This is a genomic window from Burkholderia sp. AU33423, assembly GCF_002223135.1.
In the GTDB taxonomy this organism is placed as follows: Bacteria; Pseudomonadota; Gammaproteobacteria; order Burkholderiales; family Burkholderiaceae; genus Burkholderia; species Burkholderia lata_D.
This window is the reverse complement of the sequence record NZ_NKFH01000007.1, coordinates 876,465-894,182: the sequence shown is the minus strand read 5'-3', so window position 1 is coordinate 894,182 and position 17,718 is coordinate 876,465. Positions and strand designations below refer to the sequence as shown.

At 68.0% G+C, this 17,718-nt stretch carries 14 protein-coding genes; 2 read left to right on the top strand and 12 right to left on the bottom strand.

The window, feature by feature from the left end; translation table 11 throughout:
- The first annotated feature begins 62 nt into the window (after positions 1 to 62).
- The gene (locus CFB50_RS22600; RefSeq protein ID WP_089447323.1) at positions 63 to 1,502 is read left to right on the top strand and encodes an MFS transporter; all 1,440 of its coding nucleotides are present in this window, start codon (positions 63 to 65) and stop codon (positions 1,500 to 1,502) included.
- Between the two features lie 10 nt (positions 1,503 to 1,512).
- Here CFB50_RS22600 and CFB50_RS22595 read toward each other — a convergent pair whose 3' ends face one another.
- Complete coding sequence (locus CFB50_RS22595; RefSeq protein WP_089447322.1) at positions 1,513 to 2,448, bottom strand: hypothetical protein; 936 nt, start codon at positions 2,446 to 2,448, stop codon at positions 1,513 to 1,515.
- Between the two features lie 68 nt (positions 2,449 to 2,516).
- The gene (locus CFB50_RS22590; protein ID WP_179254214.1) at positions 2,517 to 2,987 is read right to left on the bottom strand and encodes a winged helix-turn-helix transcriptional regulator; all 471 of its coding nucleotides are present in this window, start codon (positions 2,985 to 2,987) and stop codon (positions 2,517 to 2,519) included.
- A gap of 154 nt (positions 2,988 to 3,141) precedes the next feature.
- Between CFB50_RS22590 and CFB50_RS22585 the strand changes: the two genes are divergently transcribed.
- The gene (locus CFB50_RS22585; protein WP_089447320.1) at positions 3,142 to 4,377 is read left to right on the top strand and encodes an MFS transporter; all 1,236 of its coding nucleotides are present in this window, start codon (positions 3,142 to 3,144) and stop codon (positions 4,375 to 4,377) included.
- Between the two features lie 131 nt (positions 4,378 to 4,508).
- Here the strand turns inward: CFB50_RS22585 and CFB50_RS22580 are convergent, their stop codons facing one another.
- The 10 genes from CFB50_RS22580 to CFB50_RS22535 form a co-directional block, all read right to left on the bottom strand.
- Positions 4,509 to 5,675 (bottom strand): glycosyltransferase family 4 protein, encoded by a 1,167-nt coding sequence (locus CFB50_RS22580; RefSeq protein WP_069252877.1) that lies wholly within the window; start codon positions 5,673 to 5,675, stop codon positions 4,509 to 4,511.
- Positions 5,675 to 6,859, bottom strand: coding sequence for a glycosyltransferase family 4 protein (locus CFB50_RS22575; protein ID WP_089447319.1), 1,185 nt, complete (start codon positions 6,857 to 6,859; stop codon positions 5,675 to 5,677). The genes CFB50_RS22580 and CFB50_RS22575 overlap by 1 nt, the downstream gene beginning before the upstream one ends.
- Complete coding sequence (locus CFB50_RS22570) at positions 6,856 to 8,322, bottom strand: glucose-6-phosphate isomerase (protein WP_089447318.1); 1,467 nt, start codon at positions 8,320 to 8,322, stop codon at positions 6,856 to 6,858. The genes CFB50_RS22575 and CFB50_RS22570 overlap by 4 nt, the downstream gene beginning before the upstream one ends.
- A 10-nt stretch (positions 8,323 to 8,332) precedes the next feature.
- Positions 8,333 to 9,481, bottom strand: a complete 1,149-nt coding sequence (locus tag CFB50_RS22565; protein WP_089447317.1) for a glycosyltransferase family 4 protein — start codon at positions 9,479 to 9,481, stop codon at positions 8,333 to 8,335.
- Positions 9,482 to 9,524: 43 nt separating this feature from the next.
- Positions 9,525 to 10,484: a glycosyltransferase family 2 protein gene (locus CFB50_RS22560; protein WP_069251047.1), complete on the bottom strand. Its 960-nt coding sequence runs from the start codon at positions 10,482 to 10,484 to the stop codon at positions 9,525 to 9,527.
- 64 nt (positions 10,485 to 10,548) lie between these two features.
- The gene (locus CFB50_RS22555) at positions 10,549 to 12,774 is read right to left on the bottom strand and encodes a polysaccharide biosynthesis tyrosine autokinase (RefSeq protein WP_089447316.1); all 2,226 of its coding nucleotides are present in this window, start codon (positions 12,772 to 12,774) and stop codon (positions 10,549 to 10,551) included.
- 50 nt (positions 12,775 to 12,824) lie between these two features.
- Positions 12,825 to 14,003: a polysaccharide biosynthesis/export family protein gene (locus CFB50_RS22550; RefSeq protein ID WP_069251045.1), complete on the bottom strand. Its 1,179-nt coding sequence runs from the start codon at positions 14,001 to 14,003 to the stop codon at positions 12,825 to 12,827.
- Entirely contained in the window at positions 13,997 to 14,440 is a 444-nt protein-coding gene (locus CFB50_RS22545; protein WP_011355867.1) for a low molecular weight protein-tyrosine-phosphatase, read from the bottom strand. The genes CFB50_RS22550 and CFB50_RS22545 overlap by 7 nt, the downstream gene beginning before the upstream one ends.
- Before the next feature lie 30 nt (positions 14,441 to 14,470).
- Positions 14,471 to 15,883, bottom strand: coding sequence for a UDP-glucose dehydrogenase family protein (locus tag CFB50_RS22540; RefSeq protein WP_069251043.1), 1,413 nt, complete (start codon positions 15,881 to 15,883; stop codon positions 14,471 to 14,473).
- Between the two features lie 73 nt (positions 15,884 to 15,956).
- On the bottom strand, positions 15,957 to 17,330 hold the full coding sequence (locus CFB50_RS22535; RefSeq protein WP_069252876.1) for an undecaprenyl-phosphate glucose phosphotransferase: 1,374 nt from the start codon (positions 17,328 to 17,330) through the stop codon (positions 15,957 to 15,959).
- Between the last annotated feature and the right edge of the window lie 388 nt (positions 17,331 to 17,718).

Below are 17,718 nucleotides of genomic sequence, written 5' to 3'. Positions count from 1 at the left end.
CACGTATCGGCGCTTCACGTTCCGCTGAAACATTGCATGTCCGTCGCGCCTACGATGGACGCATGGATACGACCCCACCGCCCCTCGCTTTCCCGCCCGCGCTCGCCCGCGTCGTCGCCACCGTCAGCATCGGCTTCGTCGTTACGCAGCTCGACGTGACGATCGTCAACATCGCGCTCGCGCATCTTGCCGGCGACCTGCACTTGCCGGTCGCCGGCCTGCAATGGGTCGTCGATGCGTACACGCTCGCGTTCGCGGTGCTGATGCTGTCGGGCGGCGCGCTCGGCGACCGCTTCGGCGCGCGGCGCCTGTACATCGGCGGCCTCGTGCTGTTCGCGCTGGCGTCGCTCGCGTGCGGCGCCGCGAGCGCGCCCGCGATGCTGATCGCGGCGCGCGCGCTGCAGGGCATCGGCGCCGCGGCGATGCTGCCCAATTCGCTCGCGCTGCTCAACGACGCGTGCCGGCACGACCCGCGCCTGCGCGCCCGCGCGGTCAGCGGGTGGACGGCGGCCGGGTCGATCTCGATCGCGGCCGGCCCGGTCGTCGGCGGGCTGCTGATCGCCGCGCGGGGCTGGCGCGGGATCTTCCTCGTGAACCTGCCGCTGTGTGCGGCCGGACTCGCCGCGACGCTCGCATGGGTGCCTGCGCGCCGCGAGCAGGCCGCGCCGGCCCGCTCACCCGGTTCGCTCGATCTGCGCGGCCAGTTCATCGCAATCGCGATGCTGACCGCGCTGACCGGCGCCGTGATCGAATGGCGGCCGCTCGGCTTCACGCATCCAGTCGTGGCCGGCGGCTTCGTGCTGGCGGCGCTGGCCGCGCTCGCGTTCGTCGCGGTCGAATCGCGCACGGCCACGCCGATGCTGCCGCTGGCGCTGTTCCGCCGCCCTACGTTCAGCGCGGCCGTGCTGTTCGGGATCTGCGTGAACCTCACGTACTACGGCACCGTGTTCGTGCTCGCGCTGTACCTGCAACGCGCACGCGGCGAGTCGGCGTTGCAGGCCGGGCTCGCGTTCCTGCCGCTCACGGGCGGCTTCCTGCTGTCGAATCTCGCGAGCGGACACGCCGTCGCCCGCCACGGCCCGCGCGTGCCGATGGCGGCCGGCGCGCTCGTCGCCGCGCTCGGCTACGGGTCGCTGCATTTCATCGACGCATCGACGCCGCTCGGCGTGCTGCTCGTGCCGTTCCTGCTGATTCCGTCGGGCATGGGGTTCGCGGTGCCCGCGATGACGACGGCCGTGCTCGCATCGGCCGCACCCGGGCGGGCCGGCATCGCGTCGGCCGTGCTGAATACCGCGCGGCAGGCCGGCGGCGCGATGGGCGTGGCTGCGTTCGGCGCGCTCGCCGGCGGCGGCGGCGCGGAGCAGGTCGTGGACGGGTTGCGGATCGAAACGGCCGTGTCGGTCACGCTGCTCATCACCGCCGCGCTGCTCGCGACGCGGGTGCGGCCCGATGCGCATCGTGGCGCGTCGTCCGCGCGTCAGGTCGTGACGGCGGCCGATTGAACAGATGCGGTCATGCGTCGCCGGGGTCGCGCTGGACCAGGTGACGCCACGGAAACACGTTGCCCTTGAAATGCCTCACGTAGCCGCCGCTGCCGGCCTGGATCACCATGAACGACAGTCGTGGATGCAGTGCCTGCAATGCTTCGAGCGCTTCGCGATCGAGACAGGTATTTCTCAGCGTCAGCGTGTGGAGCCGCTGGCCAGCGGGGCTCTTCAGCAAGCGCTCGTAAGCGTCGAACGACGTCACGCTGCCGGCGTCGCGCTCGCGCTTCCACGTCGAATGCAACGCGGTCGATTCAGAGAAATCGAGCCAGCCGAGCGACGACAGGTTGTCGCTGCCGGTCAGATGCTCGATGAACTGCTGCGTGTCATCTCCGCCGCCGATGCACAGTCGCTCGAGATGCGCAAGCGGTAAGTCGAAGAAATGCGCGTCGGGCGCATTCGGCACCGTCAGCTCGGCGAGAAACGGCGCCTTCGCGGCAAAGCGGGCAATCTCGCCGCCCTCCTGCATGATCAGACCGCGGCGCACGATCATCGACTGGTTGTGATCGGCCGGCTCGGTCGGCCGCACATACAGCGAGCGCAGCATCGGGAAACGCGCATCCGAATCGAGCAGCGGACCGAAATCCCATTCGCGCGAGCCGTTGGCGCCTTCGTCCAGACCGCTGAACGCGAGGTCGGTGACGAGATCCGCGACGTCCCGCTCTGCAAGGCATTGCAGCGTCCAGTCGAACGGTTCGTCCCACGCGCCGCCGAAGTACCTGACATGCAGCCCGGCCCGCATCGGCGCGACGGTGACGTGGTTGAAATCGGTCGGCCACAACGGCTCGGCCGGATCGGAATGATCGCGCCCGTCCTCGGCACCCTCGCGCTCACAATAGTCGTGGATACGGCGCTGCAGGTCGAGCAGCCGCCGATAACCGGCAGAATCCAACGGATGGGTCATGGCGATGCGGCTCCGGTCAACGACGATCGCGACAGTCTAGCCGACGGTGCAGCCATCGCGCATGACGCTCAATGGCGCGCCTTGCCGGCTTCGTCGCCGACCTTCCTCACGACCGTCTCGGCCGCCTTCAAAAGCCGCCCATCGTCATGCCGCAGCGCGAGCTTGCGGACCGCGCGCCCCGTGCCGCGGTCGACCAGCACCGAATGCGGCTCGCCGCGCGCGAAGAGGTTCGCCTCGCCCCACTGCCGCAACATCACGATCACCGGAAACAGCCCTTCGCCCTTTTTGGTGAGTGCGTATTCCTGATACGCGGTGCCGTCGGATGCCGGCACGACGTCGAACACGCCGGCGTCCACCAGCATCTTCAGCCGGTCGGACAGGATGTTGCTCGCGACACCGAGGCTCGCGCGGAAATCGCCGAACCGGCGCACGCCGTCGAACGCATCGCGCACGATCAGCAACGCCCAGCGATCGCCGACGATATCGGTCGCCCGCGCCACCGGGCACGGCGAATCCGCAAGACTTTTCTGCCTGGCCATGTTCCTCTCCGCAATCTCGCCGGCCGCCTTCGCGGCAACGCCGGCCATCCATGCGCGGACCTCTCGCCCGCCGCACAACAGGTTGCATTTTAAAACTACTTTTCCTACACTCCACACCAGTTTCAATTTGCAACTACCTTGCACGAGGGAACCCATGGAGTCTTCCTGTCAATCCGGCACCGTTGCATCGAACGTGCCGACACATGCGGCGCATCCGGCCGACGGCGGCCGCCTGTCCGCGGCGCGCGTCACGTTGCTGGCCGTCTGCTGCGCAGCCAGTGTCGCGAACGTCTACTACGCGCAGCCGCTGCTCGATTCGATCGCGCGGGATTTCGGCGTATCGCAGGCGGCCGTCGGCGGCGTCATCACCGCAACGCAGCTCGGCTGTGCGCTCGCGCTGCTGTTCGTCGTGCCGCTCGGCGACCTGCTGAACCGCAAGCGCCTGATCACCGTGCAGCTACTGCTGCTGACGGCGGCCTGCCTCGGTGTCGCCGCCTCGTCGACGCGCGTCGCGCTGCTGGCAGGGATGGTTGCGGTCGGGCTGCTCGGCACCGCGATAACGCAAGGGCTGATCGCGTGCTCGGCCGCGCTCGCGGGCGCCGGCGAACGCGGGCGCGTGGTGGGCGCCGCGCAGGGCGGCGTCGTGGTCGGGTTGCTGGCCGCGCGCTCGCTGGCGGGCGTCGTCACCGACATCGCGGGCTGGCGGGCCGTCTATCTGGTGTCGGGCGCGCTCGCGATCGCGATGCTCGTCGTGCTGTCGCGGCTATTGCCGGACGAGAACGGCCCGCGCGAGCGCATCGGCTACGCGGCGCTGCTGCGATCGATGGTGTCGCTGCTGCGCGATGAACGCGTGCTGCGCGTGCGCGGCGCGATCGCGCTGCTGATGTTCGCGGCCTTCAGCATCTTCTGGAGCGCACTGGTGCTGCCGCTGAGCGCGCCGCCGCACGCGATGTCGCATACGCAGATCGGCGCGTTCGGCCTCGTCGGCGCACTGGGCGCGGCGGCGGCCGCCCGCGCGGGCCGGCTCGCGGATCGCGGACGCGGCGAAGCGACGACCGGCGCAGCGCTCGCGCTGCTCGCGTGCTCGTGGCTGCCGCTCGCATTCGTCGATACGTCGATTGCATGGCTGATCGTCGGCATCGTGCTGCTCGACGTCGGCGGACAGGCCGTCCACGTCGTCAACCAGAGCATGATTCTCGGCACGCGGCCCGATGCGCATGCGCGCCTCGTCGGCTGCTACATGCTGTTCTATTCCGCCGGCAGCGGGCTCGGCGCGATTGCGTCGACGATGATGTATGCACGCGCCGGATGGACGGGTGTCTGCGTGCTCGGCGCGGTCGTGAGCGTGGCGGCGCTCGGCGTCTGGGGCGCGACGCTCGGGCGCGCGTGACGCGTGCCGGCACCGCGTATCGGATGGGAAAGGCCGGCCAGCCCTTCGCGGGCGGCCGGCTTGCGAACCGGCCGCGAACGCGCGCCGGTGCGGCGTTCGGTTCGGCACGCAGGTAGCGTGCCGCGGGGCACTCAACCTGCCGCCTGGATCGCCTCTTCGTACACGCCGGCCACGCGCCGCGCGATCACCGCGTTGTCGAAATGGTCACGTGCATAGCGCTTGCACGCTGCCTCGTCGGGCAGCGTGATCGCGCCCGACAACGCGGCGCCGAGCCCTTCCGCGATCGCATCCGCGCCCGTGGACGGCAGCACGAGATCGTCGGACAGCCCGGCCACCGCCTCCGGCAGCCCGCCCACCGGCGTGACCAGCACGGGCGTGCCGGACGCGAGCGATTCGACGGTGATCAGCCCGAAGCCTTCGAGCGCGACCGTCGGCACGACGCTGACCGTCGCCGCGCGGTACAGCGCCGCCAGATGGTTGTCGGGCACGAAGCCGAGCAGCTTCACGTTGTCCTGCAGCCCGGCCGCATCGATGCGCTGCTGCAGTTCCTCGCCGATCTTGCCCTTGCCGGCGATCAGCAGCAGCACGTCCGGGTGACGGTGCTTGAGGAGGCCGATCGCGTCGATCAGGTCCTCCAGCCCCATGCGTCGCACGAGCCGGCGCACGGCCAGCACGATCGGCCGGTCCTGCGGCAGTTGCAGCTTGTGCCGCGCCTCGGCCGGCGTGAGCGGCGTGTCGAACTGCGCGGTATCGACGCAGCCGGGAATCACGCGCACGCGCGACGGATCGATCCCGTAGCGGTTCGTCAGGATCTGACCGAACGCCTGCGACAGCACGATCAACCGCGACGAGCGCGTATAGACGGCCTGTTCGAGATAGCGCTTCGCGCGCTGGCCGAGCGACGCGGCGCCCTCGACCTGGCTTTCGTCGGCCCACGGCCCCTGGAAATGCGACACCTGCGGAATCCCGCGCGTGACGTCGAGGCCCGGGAACGTGTACAGCGCGAAGTGCGACGAGATCACGTCCGGCCGCTCGCTGCGGATCTCCTCGCGCAGCGCGCGCCGCGCGGCGAGCATCCGGCGCGCCAGCGATTCCGTTGCGGGGCCGAAGCCCTGGATCGCACCATCCGTATCGTCGGCGACTTTCGGCGAGCCGGCGACGAGCCCGCGCACCTCGACGCCCGCGCCCGGCAGCGCGCCGACGAGCGAGTAGTACATCCGGTCGAGGCCGCCCGCGCGCTCGGGGAACCAGTGCATGCCGATCTGCAACGATTTGATCGGCCGGGAAGATTGGGACATCACGTTTGCTCCTGCGTGACTGCATGCTCGGCCCGCTCGAATGCGGACGGCTGCGTGGGTTGGCCGATGCGCCGGTAAAGCGCGACATACTGGGCGCCCATGTGCGCCCAGCCGAAACGGGTCATCAGTTCGCGGGCCGCTTCACCCATCGCGCGACAGGTGTCGCGCGACGCCGCGAGCGAACCGATCGCCTGCGCGAGCGCCGCCGGATCGTCCGGATCCTCCAGCACGATCCCGCATTCGCGCGTGATGATTTCCGCGCCGCCCGCCGTGCGCGCGGTGACGACCGGCAGCCCGGCCGCCATCGCCTCGAGCAGCGACAGGCTCATCGCTTCGTAGCGCGACGGGAACACGTACGCGTCGACCGAGCGCATCAGCGTCGGCATGTTTTTAACCAGGCCGAGGAAATGCACGCGCGAATCGATGCCGAGCGCGCGCGCCTCCTCCGGATACGGGCTGCCGGGCAGATAGCCGGCCACCGCCAGGTGCACGTTCGCCGGCAGCTTCGTCAGCGCCTTCAGCACGGTGCCGAGGTTCTTGCGCGGCGTGCGCAGGTCGCCGACGAACAGCAGCAGGAACGCATCGCCCGGCAGCTTGAACGCCGCGCGGTCGGCCTGCGCACCCGCGAACGCGCCGGCGTCGACACCGTTGTAGATCACGCTGATCTTGCGGCTGTCGATGCCGAGCCCGGCGATCTCGTCGGCCACCTTCTGCGACACGGCCGTGATCGCGCGCGAACGCCGGTACGCCCAGCGCTCGAGCGTGGTGTTCACGCGCGTATAGACGTACTGGTAGGCCGACCACAGCCCCTTCGTCGGCCCGAACGGATAGTACGGACTCTTGAACCAGCCGCCGTGCACGAAGTGCGCGGTATTCACGTCGGCCTTGATCCACGAAATGAAGCCGTTCACGTGCAGCACGTCGTACTCGCTGCGGTGCGCGCGCAGCCAGGCCGCGCTCTTCAGCGCGAACACCTGCTGCTTGACGAGGTTCGACGGCCAGAAGCCGCCGACCTTCACGGGCACCCAGCGCACGCGCGGGTCGGCCAGCAGCTCGGGCGCGACGTGCGACGCGACCAGCGTGACCTCGTAGTTCTCGGCCAGCGCCGCGCGCGCGATTTCGTAATTGACGCGGCCCTGGCCGTCGTTATGTCGCACGACGTGCGTGACGATCGCGATTCTCAATGGTCGCCTCCCCGTAAACGCGCGGCGGCCAGCAGGCGTTGTGCCTTTTGCCAGTGCGCCGCGGAAAGAATCGAAAAAATGGCTGTGAACATCAGCAGGCCGCCCGTGCCGATCAGCGAGTTCGTGAACACGAGCATCGCGAAGGTCGACAGGCACAGGCTCAGGCACGCGCCGACGAACTTGTCCTTGCGCAGCTTGAACGCCGCGCGCAGCGTGCGGCCGAACAGCATCACGACGCCCGAGAGGTACAGCAGCGTGCCGGGCCAGCCGAGCACGAACGGCACGTTCATCACGCCGCTGTCGAAGCTGCCGTACTTGCCGAGCTCGCCGCTGTCGCTCGACAGCTTCGTGGACGCACCCGTCGCGCCCATCCCTTCGCCGGCGACGTCGGTGAACGCCGTCTGCGCGAAGGTGGCGTAGAACTTGTTGCGGTCGTCGTAGCTGCGGTCGTCCTTCAGGTTCGTGATCGACTGCAGACGCGCGCCGAGACGGTCGGCCACCGGCCCGACGGTCAGCAGCGGCACGCACAGGCCGACCAGCACGACGCCGCTGATCAGGATCCGCATCCGCACGCGGTTGTTCGACTGCGCGAGCTGGATCGCGAGCGCGATGACCCAGCCGCCCCACGTCGAGCGCACGAGACACAGCGCGAACGACACGAAGCCGGCCGCCCCGGCGAACCAGCGGATCTTCTGCGGCGCGGCGAACACGAACACCAGCGCGCCCATGATCGCGAACGCGAACGGCCCCGACGAGTTCATCGTGCTGAACACGCGCACGCCGTACGGCACCGGCTCGCCCTGCGAGCCCATGTCGGAGCCGATCATCCACAGCACGTCCCACTGCGGCATCACGAAATACTGCACGACGCCGTACAGGCCCATCACGAGCATGCCCCACATGAAGGTGGACAGCAGCACGTCGCGGTACTCGGGGTAGTCGCGTGCGTTGACCATGATGTGAAAGCCGATCAGCACCGGGTACACCCAGTTCGCGAGGTCGTAGGTCGCGGCCATCACGCCGCTCGACACGATCCCGACGAGGTATGCATACGCGAGCCCGAACAGCATCAGCAGGATCGGAATCCCGCGCCGCTGCGCGAGCACGCGGTAATGCCGGATCAGCCCGAGGCCGGCGATCATCGTCACCGCGAGCGGCGCGACCTGGATCAGGCTCGTCGGCGTGAACGCGCCCTTCGACCAGTCGGCGAGACGCCGCACTTCCGGGCTCAGGAACCACACCCACCACATGAAGCCGACGTAGCGCGCCGGACTCTTGAAATACAGCCAGAGGCCGACCGCGATGGCCAGCACCGGAAACGCGAGCGTCAGCACCTTGCCCTGGTGAATGGCGATCAGCGCGGCCGTGAACGTCCACAGCCCGGCCTGCCCGACCCAGTGCTTCGGTTCCGGAAGCCAGTTGCGTTTGCGCGACGGTGCGCATTCGGCGGCAATCGTACTCATCGATCCGCTCTCACCGCGACGACGGGCGCGAATCCGCGAGCGGCATCGCCACGCCCGCGGCGGCCGGCGTGCGGCGCCGGCGCAGCATGTCGCGCGTGATCCGCACGTGCTGCTCGGCGAACGCCTGCGTGGTCAGGTCGCGGTCGCGCAGGCATGCGGCGGCGGCCTGCGCGCAGGCGAGCGCCGCGACCGGATCGGCCACGAAGCGATCGGCGGCCTGGCGCATCGCCTGCGCGTCGAACGCCGGCACATAGGCGGCCGTATCGTGCGGGAAGTAGTCGCTGAGCCCACCGACGTCGGACACGATCATCGGCTTGCCGACGGCGGCCGCCTCGAGCATCACGGTGATGCCCGACGCATGGAAGTTCGGCCGCAGCGGCACGACGATCACGTCGGCCCACGCGTACAGCTCGTGCTGTTTCGCGAGCCCCGACGCCGAGCCGATCTTCACGTTCGGCGCATGCCACTCGCGCGGCACGCGGCGGCGCGTCGCGAGCCGCACGTCGTAGCGCTCGTCGCCGCCGAACGCGGCGAGGAACGTACGCCAGTCGCGGTCGCGATCGTTGCCGATCGCCGCGATCCGCAGCGGCCGGTTCGGTTGCCATTGCCGCGGCTCGGTGATCGGGAAGTCCTGCGTGTTCAGCCCGTAGTAGACGAACTCGGCGTCGCGCCCGAGATAGCGGCGGCACAGGTCGGCGTTGTCGCGGGCCAGCGTGGTCAGCGCGTCGGCGCGCGCGATCAGCTTGCGATACAGCCAGCGGCGCGGGCCGCCGAAGCTGCCCCACTTGTCGAACAGCCACACGCTCTGCGCGAGCAGCAGCGGGCGCTTGCCCTGCGCGCCGGCGAGCTTCAGGATCAGCGCGGCCGCAAGGTGCTCCTGCTCCGTGTGCGTCCAGATCACGTCGGTGTTCAGCAGCGCGGCGCGATTGCGCCACGCATGCACGACGTCGAAGCCGAGCGCCGCCTTCAGCGCGCGGCGTGCGAGGCTGGCGACGCGGTTCTCGCCGCCGTCCTGCGAATAGGTCAGCCGGAATTCGTCGGATTCGGCATGGTGATAGCCGTACAGGCAGCCGATGTTCTCGCCTTTCCGGTAGGTACGCGGATCGGCGCCGTAAAACAGGTGAACGTGGACGTTCGTTGCAGCTTTCGTTGCAGTCATGCGAGCCCTCCGTGGGTGGCCGCGCGCGAGGCGCGCAGGCCGTTCAAGACGTCACCGGCGGCATCGCCGCACGATGGGGGGCAAGATTCGCGCGGCGGGCATCGCGCGCCCCGCGGCGCACCGCGCGCCAGTGCTCGCGGATCCGCTCGCGCTGCGCCGTATGCAGCGACAGCAGCACGTGCGCGAGGCCCGGGTAGACGCGCGTGCCGACCAGCGTCCACCACCACCACGCGATCTCGCGCCGGACCGGCGGCAGATGCTCGCGCAGGATCAGGTGCATGTTGTACGCGCCGTTGCTGATCGCATTCAGCGACGCGGCATCGCGCCGGTCGTCGTCGAAGCGCTCGGCCGGGAAATGATCGACCGCGATCGCCGGGTCGTAGACGAGCTTCCAGCCGTCGCGCTGCACGCGCATGCTGAAACCCATGTCGTTGTGCACCTGCGCGCCGGCGCCGCGCAGCCGCGTGTCGAAGCGCAGCCGCTCGATCGCGGCGCGGCGGTAGCTCATGTTCGCGCCTTTCAGCATGTCGACTTCGCGCAGGCCGCCGACGCCGAGATGATGGTTGCCGACGATCTTGCCGGACAGCGTGAGCTGGCCGACGCGTTCGCGCGATTCGTCGAGCACGCGGCCCTTCTCGTGCACCCAGTCGCGCCCGCCGACCGCGCCCACGCGCGGATCGGCCTCGAACACCGACTCGACGCGCGCGAGCCAGTCGGGATGCGGCGCCGCGTCGTCGTCGGTGATCGCGACGATGTCGCCGTTCGCCGAGTCGAGCCCCTTGTTCAGCGCGGCGACCTGGCCCGGCACCTCGACCGGCACGATGCGCAGCGGCAGCGCGCCGCCGACCGCCGGATCGGCGAGCCGTTCGTGCGTGGCGTCATCCTCCGGGCGCGCGACGACGATCACCTCGTCGGGCAGCCGATGCTGCCGCTGCAGCGCCAGCAGGCAGCGCGCGAGGTCGGCGGGACGCCGATAGGTCGGAACGAGCACGGAAATTTTCATCGTTGATTCTCCTGTCGGCCGGGCGGGCAACACGCGCTGCCCGCCCGGTTACGTGCGATGCGGATCAGGCGCTCAGGTATTCATGCACGGCCGCATAGCCGCGGCCGTAGCCGCGCGCCTTCGGCGGCACGCCGTTGAAGATCCCGCCTTCCAGATCGACGCCCGCGGTGCGCAGGCGCTTGATCGCGTCGGCGATCTCGCCTTCGGTATGCATGCCCGAGCGCAGCACGAGGAACGTCGAGCCGGCCATGCGGCCGATGATGGTCGCGTCGGTCACCGCCAGTACCGGCGGCGAGTCGATCAGCACGACGTCGTAGCGCTTGCCGAGCCCTTCGAGGTATTGCGGCAGGCGCGTCGACATCAGCAGCTCCGACGGGTTCGGCGGGCGCGTGCCGGCCGAGATGAACGACAGGCCCTGCACCGGCGTCTCGCGCACGGCGTCCTCGAGCGCCGACTGGTCGCTCAGCAGCTCGGACAGGCCTGGCTGCGACGTGAGGCCGAAGTAGCGGTCGAGCAGGCCGCGGCGCATGTCGGCGTCGATCAGCAGCACGCGCTTGCCCGAATGGGCGAGCAGCACCGCGAGGTTGACCGTCAGGAAGCTCTTGCCGATGCCGGGCGTCGGGCCCGTCAGCACGATCACGCGGTTCTTCGCATCCATCATCGCGAACTGCATCGCGGTGCGCAGGCTGCGCAGGCTCTCGACGCTGAGATCCTTCGGACGCAGGCTCGCGAGGATCGGCCGGGTACGGCTGCCGCTCTTCTCGGCCTGCGCGTCGAGCTTCACCTGCTCGGCGCTTTGCGGCACCAGCCCGTACAGCGGCAGGTTGAACGCGCGCTCGATGCGGTCGGGATCCTCGATGCCCTGGAACATGTTGCGGCGCAGGAACACGACGCCCGTGCCGAGGATCAGCCCGAGGAACACGGCAGCCGACAGGATCAGCACCTTCTTCGGCTTGACCGGATCGCCCGGACGCAGCGCCGAGTCGACGAGGTGAATGTTGCCGCCCGTGCCGGCCTTCTGCACCGACAGCTCCTGCACGCGGTTCAGCAGCAGCACGTAGATGTCCTCGGCAACCTTCGCGTCGCGCTGCAGCTGGACGGCCTTCACTTCGGTGGCCGGCAGGCTGCGGAAGCGGTTGCTGAACTTGTCCTTCTCGCCCTGCAGCTCCGCGAGCTGCTGCTTCGCGGCGATCACCATCGGGTGCGAATCGGTGAAGCGCTGCGCGAGCGACGCGAGCTGCAGGCGCTGCGCGGCGATCTGCTGCTCGTACTGCACGCTGCCCTCGAGGTAGACCTTCGCCTCGTCGCTCGCGTTGATCGAGCCCGACGTGCGCTGGTACTGCGTCAGCGCGGCTTCCGCGCGTTCGAGGTCGGCCTTCAGGCGCGGCTCCTCGCCCTTCAGGAAGTCGAGCATCTTGGTCGCTTCGGCCTGCTTCGCGACCACGTGCTGGTTCAGGTACGAGTGAGCAAGTGCGTTCGCGATCGCGGCGGTCTGGTCCGGGTCCTTGCCTTCGAGCGAGATCTGCACGACGCCCGTCTGCTTGCCCTGCTCGGTCACCTGGATGCCGGTCTGGAAGCCGCTGATCGCGTCGAGATCGTTGTAGCGGACCACCGTGAACTGCGTGCCGGGGCGCGCGACGAGCTTCGACACGAGCAGCGTCACGCCGCCGCCCTGCGCCGATTCGCCGACATGGCCCGACAGCAGCCGCATGCCGTTCTGGTCGACGATCGAATAGGTGCCGTTCGGGCCGGCAGTCAGCGTCAGCTTCTTGCCTTCGAGCGCGGGCACGACGTTGATCGAATCGACGTCGGCGATTTCGCCGCCCCACGCGTACGACTTCAGGCCGAGCCACGGCCGCCCCGGTTCACCCGGCGTCGCGACGCGCGCCGCGAGGCTGCCGATCACCGGCAGCGTCTTCGGCACGACCGAGAAATTCAGCTTGAACTGCTCGACCACCGGCGCGACCACGCCGCGGCTCTTGATGATCTCGATTTCCGCGTCGGTCGGCGCCTGCTGCGGGCCGCTGTTGATCATCGCGCCCGTCTGCGTCTGCGTGAGCGCCTGCGACGTGTTGTCGTTGCCCTCGACCCGCACGTGCACGTCGGCCTGGTAGACCGGCTTCGCGATGTAGCAGTAGAGGCCGGCGAGCGCGACGACCGTGACCGCGATGCCGAGCAGCAGCCAGATGTCGTCCATGATCACCTGGAGCAGCTGGCCGAGGACGACGTCCTCTTCCTCGGTTTTCATGGACAGATCCGCGTAGGAGTGTTTCGCTTGCGTGTTCACCATTCGTTCCCGCTTGAGTGGTGCCGGGGCGGAGGCGCCGCCCCGGCGGGCTATCAGCGCGTGATTTGCCGCATGTAGAAGATCGTCTGGATCGTCGGCAGCACCTGCTGCAGCACACGGTTGAACTGCACCGAGCTGGCCGTGCTGACGTAGACGACGTCGAGCGGTTGAAGCGGGAAGCGGCTCGACAGCATCAGCGCATCCGGCTGCGTCATGTCGAGGCGGAACACTTCAGGCTTCGTCGGGTTGTCGCGCATCCCGCGCATCACGTAGATCTTGCGCGGGTTCGCGTCGGTGTCGAGGATGCCGCCGCCCGCGGTCAGCGCGTCGGCGATGGTCAACTTGCCCTTGAGCATCGGCACCGTGACCGGCGTCTTGACCTCGCCCATGATGAATACGCGGCTGTCGCTGCGGTCCGGCACGTTGACGATGTCGCCCGGCTGCAGCATCACGTTCTGCTTCACCTCGCCGCGATCGAGCACGCCGTTCGCGTCGAGCGTGTAGAGCTTGCCGTCGCGCGTCAGGCGCACGCGCTGCAGGTCGGCCTCGTTGGTCGAGCCGCCCGAGCGCGAGATCGCGTCGACGAGCGTCAGCGGCACGTCGCTCACCGCGAGCGGGCCCGGCTGCTTCACCTCGCCCGTCACCTGCACCTTCTGGCTGCGGAACGACAGCACGCGCACGTCGAGCTGCGGATTCTTCACGTAGCGCGACAGCGTGGTGGCCATCTGCTCGCGGATCTGCGCGACCGTCTTGCCGGCCACCTTGATGCGGCCGACGAACGGGAAGAAGATCGTGCCGTCCGAGGCCACCGTCTGGCCGTACGGATCGGCCTGGCCCGGCAGCGCGGTCGTATACGGCTGCTGCAACGCACCCGCGACCGACTGCGTCGTGTTGCCGCCACTCGAGAACGACTGGCCCTGCGGCGTCGTCAGCTCGGGGTGGTCCCACACGGTGACGCCGAGGATGTCCTGCGGGCCGACGCGGTACACGTATTCCGACGGATCGGTATAACGTCCGGGCGGCAGCGGATGGTCCACCTGTGCTTTCTGCAGCTGGTCCATCACCACTTTGGCGTCGATGTAATGAACCGGATAGGTTTCGGCCGCTTGCTGCCGGCCTTCGTCCTTCAGGTTCGACGAGTCGAGGTAGTTGCCGGGCGCGGTTGCACAGGCTGACAGGAAAGTCGTCAGCGCGACGGCAAGCGCCACCGGGCGCATCGGGCGTTTCAGCATAGTTTCTGTAGCCATCCTTGAACCAGACGTTCGATCAGTGAGTAGCTCTCGCGGTAATCGGCCTCGGGGCCGCCGTGCGGATCGGCAATCTCGGCCCCTTCCCACTTGCCGAGCAGGTGGACCTTGCCGCGCGCGAACGGATCGACCGATTCGACGGCCTTGATCTGTTCGCGCTCGCTGACGAGAATCAGGTCGGCGTCGCGCACGATCCGGCGCGACAGCCGCCGCGAGCGGTGGGTCGTCGCATCGACGCCCCGCTCGGCGAGCAGCTGACGCATCACCGGATCGATGCCGTCGCCGTCGTTCGCATGCACGCCCGCCGAGTGGAACGTCGGGCGCGGGCCGCCGCGCGACGCGGCGTGCGACTTGAACAGCATTTCCGCTGCCGGGCTGCGGCAGACGTTCGCGTGGCAGACGATCAGGATGTTCCGGAACATGGCGTCTCGTAACGAGTGACGGGAAACGGGTTACGCGCTCGCGGGCGCGGTGCCCGGCACACGGGCGGCGACAGCCTGGCGCGAGCCCGGCCGGCCGATCGGGTGGTATTCGATGCCCTGCTCGCTCATCGTCTCCGGCTCGTACAGGTTGCGGCCGTCGAAGATCACCGGCGATTTCCACAGGCGGCCGAGCGCGACGAAATCAGGGCTCTTGAAGATCTTCCATTCGGTGACGATCACGAGCGCGTCGGCATCGCGCGCGGCCTGCGCCTCGTCGTCGACGAAGCTCAGGCGCTCGAGCCAGCTCGGGTGATCGGCGAGATCGAGCGCGATCACGCGGCGCGCTTCCTCCTGCGCAACCGGGTCGTACGCGGCGATGCGCGCCCCGCGCGACAACAGCTCGGCGATCAGCTCGCGGCTCGGCGCTTCGCGCATGTCGTCGGTGTTCGGCTTGAACGCGAGGCCCCAGATGGCGAACGTGCGGCCGGTCAGGTCCTCGCCGAAGCGCGCGACGATCTTCTCGGCGAGCACGCGCTTTTGCGTGGCATTGACCGACGACACCGCCTTCAGGATCTGCAGTGCCTGCCCGTGCTCGTCGGCCGTGCGGATCAACGCCTCGACGTCCTTCGGGAAGCACGAGCCGCCGTAGCCGCAGCCGGCGTACAGGAAGTGATAGCCGATGCGCGGATCGGAGCCGATCCCGCGACGCACGGCCTCGATGTCCGCGCCGAAGCGGTCGGCGAGGTTCGCCAGCTCGTTCATGAACGAGATGCGGGTCGCGAGCATCGCGTTCGCCGCGTATTTCGTGAACTCGGCCGAGCGCACGTCCATGTACAGCGTGCGTTCGTGGTTGCGGTTGAACGGCGCGTAGAGCTTCTTCATCAGCTCGCGGGCGCGCTCGCCCGGCACGTCGTCGTCGCAGCCGATCACGATGCGGTCCGGCCGCGTGAAATCGTCGACCGCCGCGCCTTCCTTCAGGAATTCCGGATTCGACACGACCGAGAACATCTGGTCGCCGCCGCGCTTCGCGAGTTCTTCCGCCACCGCCGCGCGCACGCGCTCGGCCGTGCCGACCGGCACCGTCGACTTGTCGACGATCACCTTGAAGCCCGTCATGTAGCGGCCGATGTTGCGTGCGGCTGCGAGCACGTATTGCAGGTCGGCCGACCCGTCCTCGTCGGGCGGCGTGCCGACCGCGATGAACTGCACGTCGCCGTGCGCGACCGCGGCCTCGATATCGGTCGAGAAGCGCAGGCGGCCCGCCGAGCGGTTGCGCGCGATCACTTCCTTGAGGCCCGGCTCGTGGATCGGCACGCCGCCGTTGTTCAGGATGTCGATCTTTGCCTGGTCGACGTCGAGACAGAACACGTCGTGCCCGATGTCGGCCAGACATGCGCCGGTGACGAGCCCTACGTAACCGCTGCCGATGATAGTCAGATTCATGATGTGTCGGACCTCTTGACCAATGATTCGAAATTCGTAAAACCGGAATGCCTGCGTGGCGCGATCTCGGTGCTCAGTACGCGTTGCTGCCGGTGAAGCCTTTCCAGAGCGTCAGCACGACGATCTTGATGTCGAGCCAGAACGACCAGTTCTGCATGTAATACAGATCGAGCTTCACGCGGCCCATCATCTTCTCGATCTGGTCGGTCTCGCCGCGAAAGCCGTTGATCTGCGCCCACCCGGTGATGCCCGGCTTGATCCGGTAGCGGAACATGTAGCCCTTGACCAGATCCTTGTAGATGTCGTCGTGCGCGAGCGCATGCGGGCGCGGGCCGACGACCGACATCTCGCCCTTCAGCACGTTGATGAACTGCGGCAGCTCGTCGAGGCTCGTGCGGCGCAGGAACCGGCCGACCGGCGTCACGCGCGAATCGTTCTTCTTCGCCTGCGTGACCTGCCCCGCCACTTCCTCGTGCACCTTCATCGAGCGGAACTTGTAGATCTCGAACTCGTGCCCGTCGATGCCCTTGCGCTTCTGGCGGAAGAACACGGGCCCGCGCGACGTCAGTTTGATCAGGCACGCGATCACCAGCATCACCGGTGCGAGGCCCGTGAGCGCCACCAGCGCGAACGCCCGGTCGAACACGAACTTCGGCAGGATCCGCACGTCGGTGATCGGCGACGCCGCGAGGTTGATCGCCGGCACGCCGAGCACCTCGACCACTTCCTGGTTGAAGAACGACAGCGTGCGCACGTCCGGGATGAAGCGGATATTCACGAAGTCGTGGCGGAACACCGTCACGATCTGGTGAATCCGGCGCTCTTCCGTGATCGGCAGCGTGAGCCACAGCTCGCTGATCGCGCGGCTGCGCACCAGCCACACCAGCGATTCGAACTGCCGCTCGATGCGCACGTCGTCGAGCGCGACTTCGCCCGGCGCTTCGCTTTCGTCGTACACGCACACCGGGTTGAAACCGGCTTCCGGCCGCGCCCGCATCTGGGCGATCAGCCGCCGCGCCGCCGGCGTCCCGCCGACGATCGCGACCGCCTTCAGGTTGTAGCCGCCGCGGCGCAGTTGCCGCAGCACGACGTGCACGCAGGCCTTCGAGCCGGCGAGCAGCGCCATCGTCACGAGCGCCCAGTAACCCAGCCACAGCCGCGACAGGTCGCCCGACTGATGAAAGCTGAAGCTCAACAGGATGCCCGCGAGCTCGACCACCAGCCACGCGAACGCGACCCGCCCCACCAGCCCGACGAGACGCTTGCCGCGCCACGACTGGTAAATGCCGAAGGCGGGAAAGCACACGACGACGAGCAGGCAATCGAACAGCATCATCGTGCGCTGCAGGTCGTTGAGCCAGATGCTGCCACCGTGCAGCGCGGCGGCGATCAGCGCCCCCGTCACGACCATCGCAATATCGATGACTCTCGCCAGCACGCTCAACATGTCTGCTTCCTCTTTGAACAGGCGTTTGCCGAACAGCTCCTTGTGCGACCCGTGCCGCACATTCGATTCAAACGTTGCATGACGATATTGAAGCGGTAAGAAATTTTCGCCTCAAGCGTACAAGTATTTCGAAAAATAATCGGAAATTATTGCCACTAAGTTTTTGAATTAATTCGGCACGTTTTCCCGAAACGCCCGGAAACCGGGAATATTTCGGAAACTTTACGATTTCCGCTCACCCTTTGCGGGCGGTCAAGACCAGCCGATTCATCGATTTATTTTTTATTTTTTTATTTGCATCGGATGCCCGCGCGGAAAATTCTTCCCGATGAATGCGTGGCGAATATCCGGCAATGGACCCGGTTTTATTGTCGATTTACTTCATGCT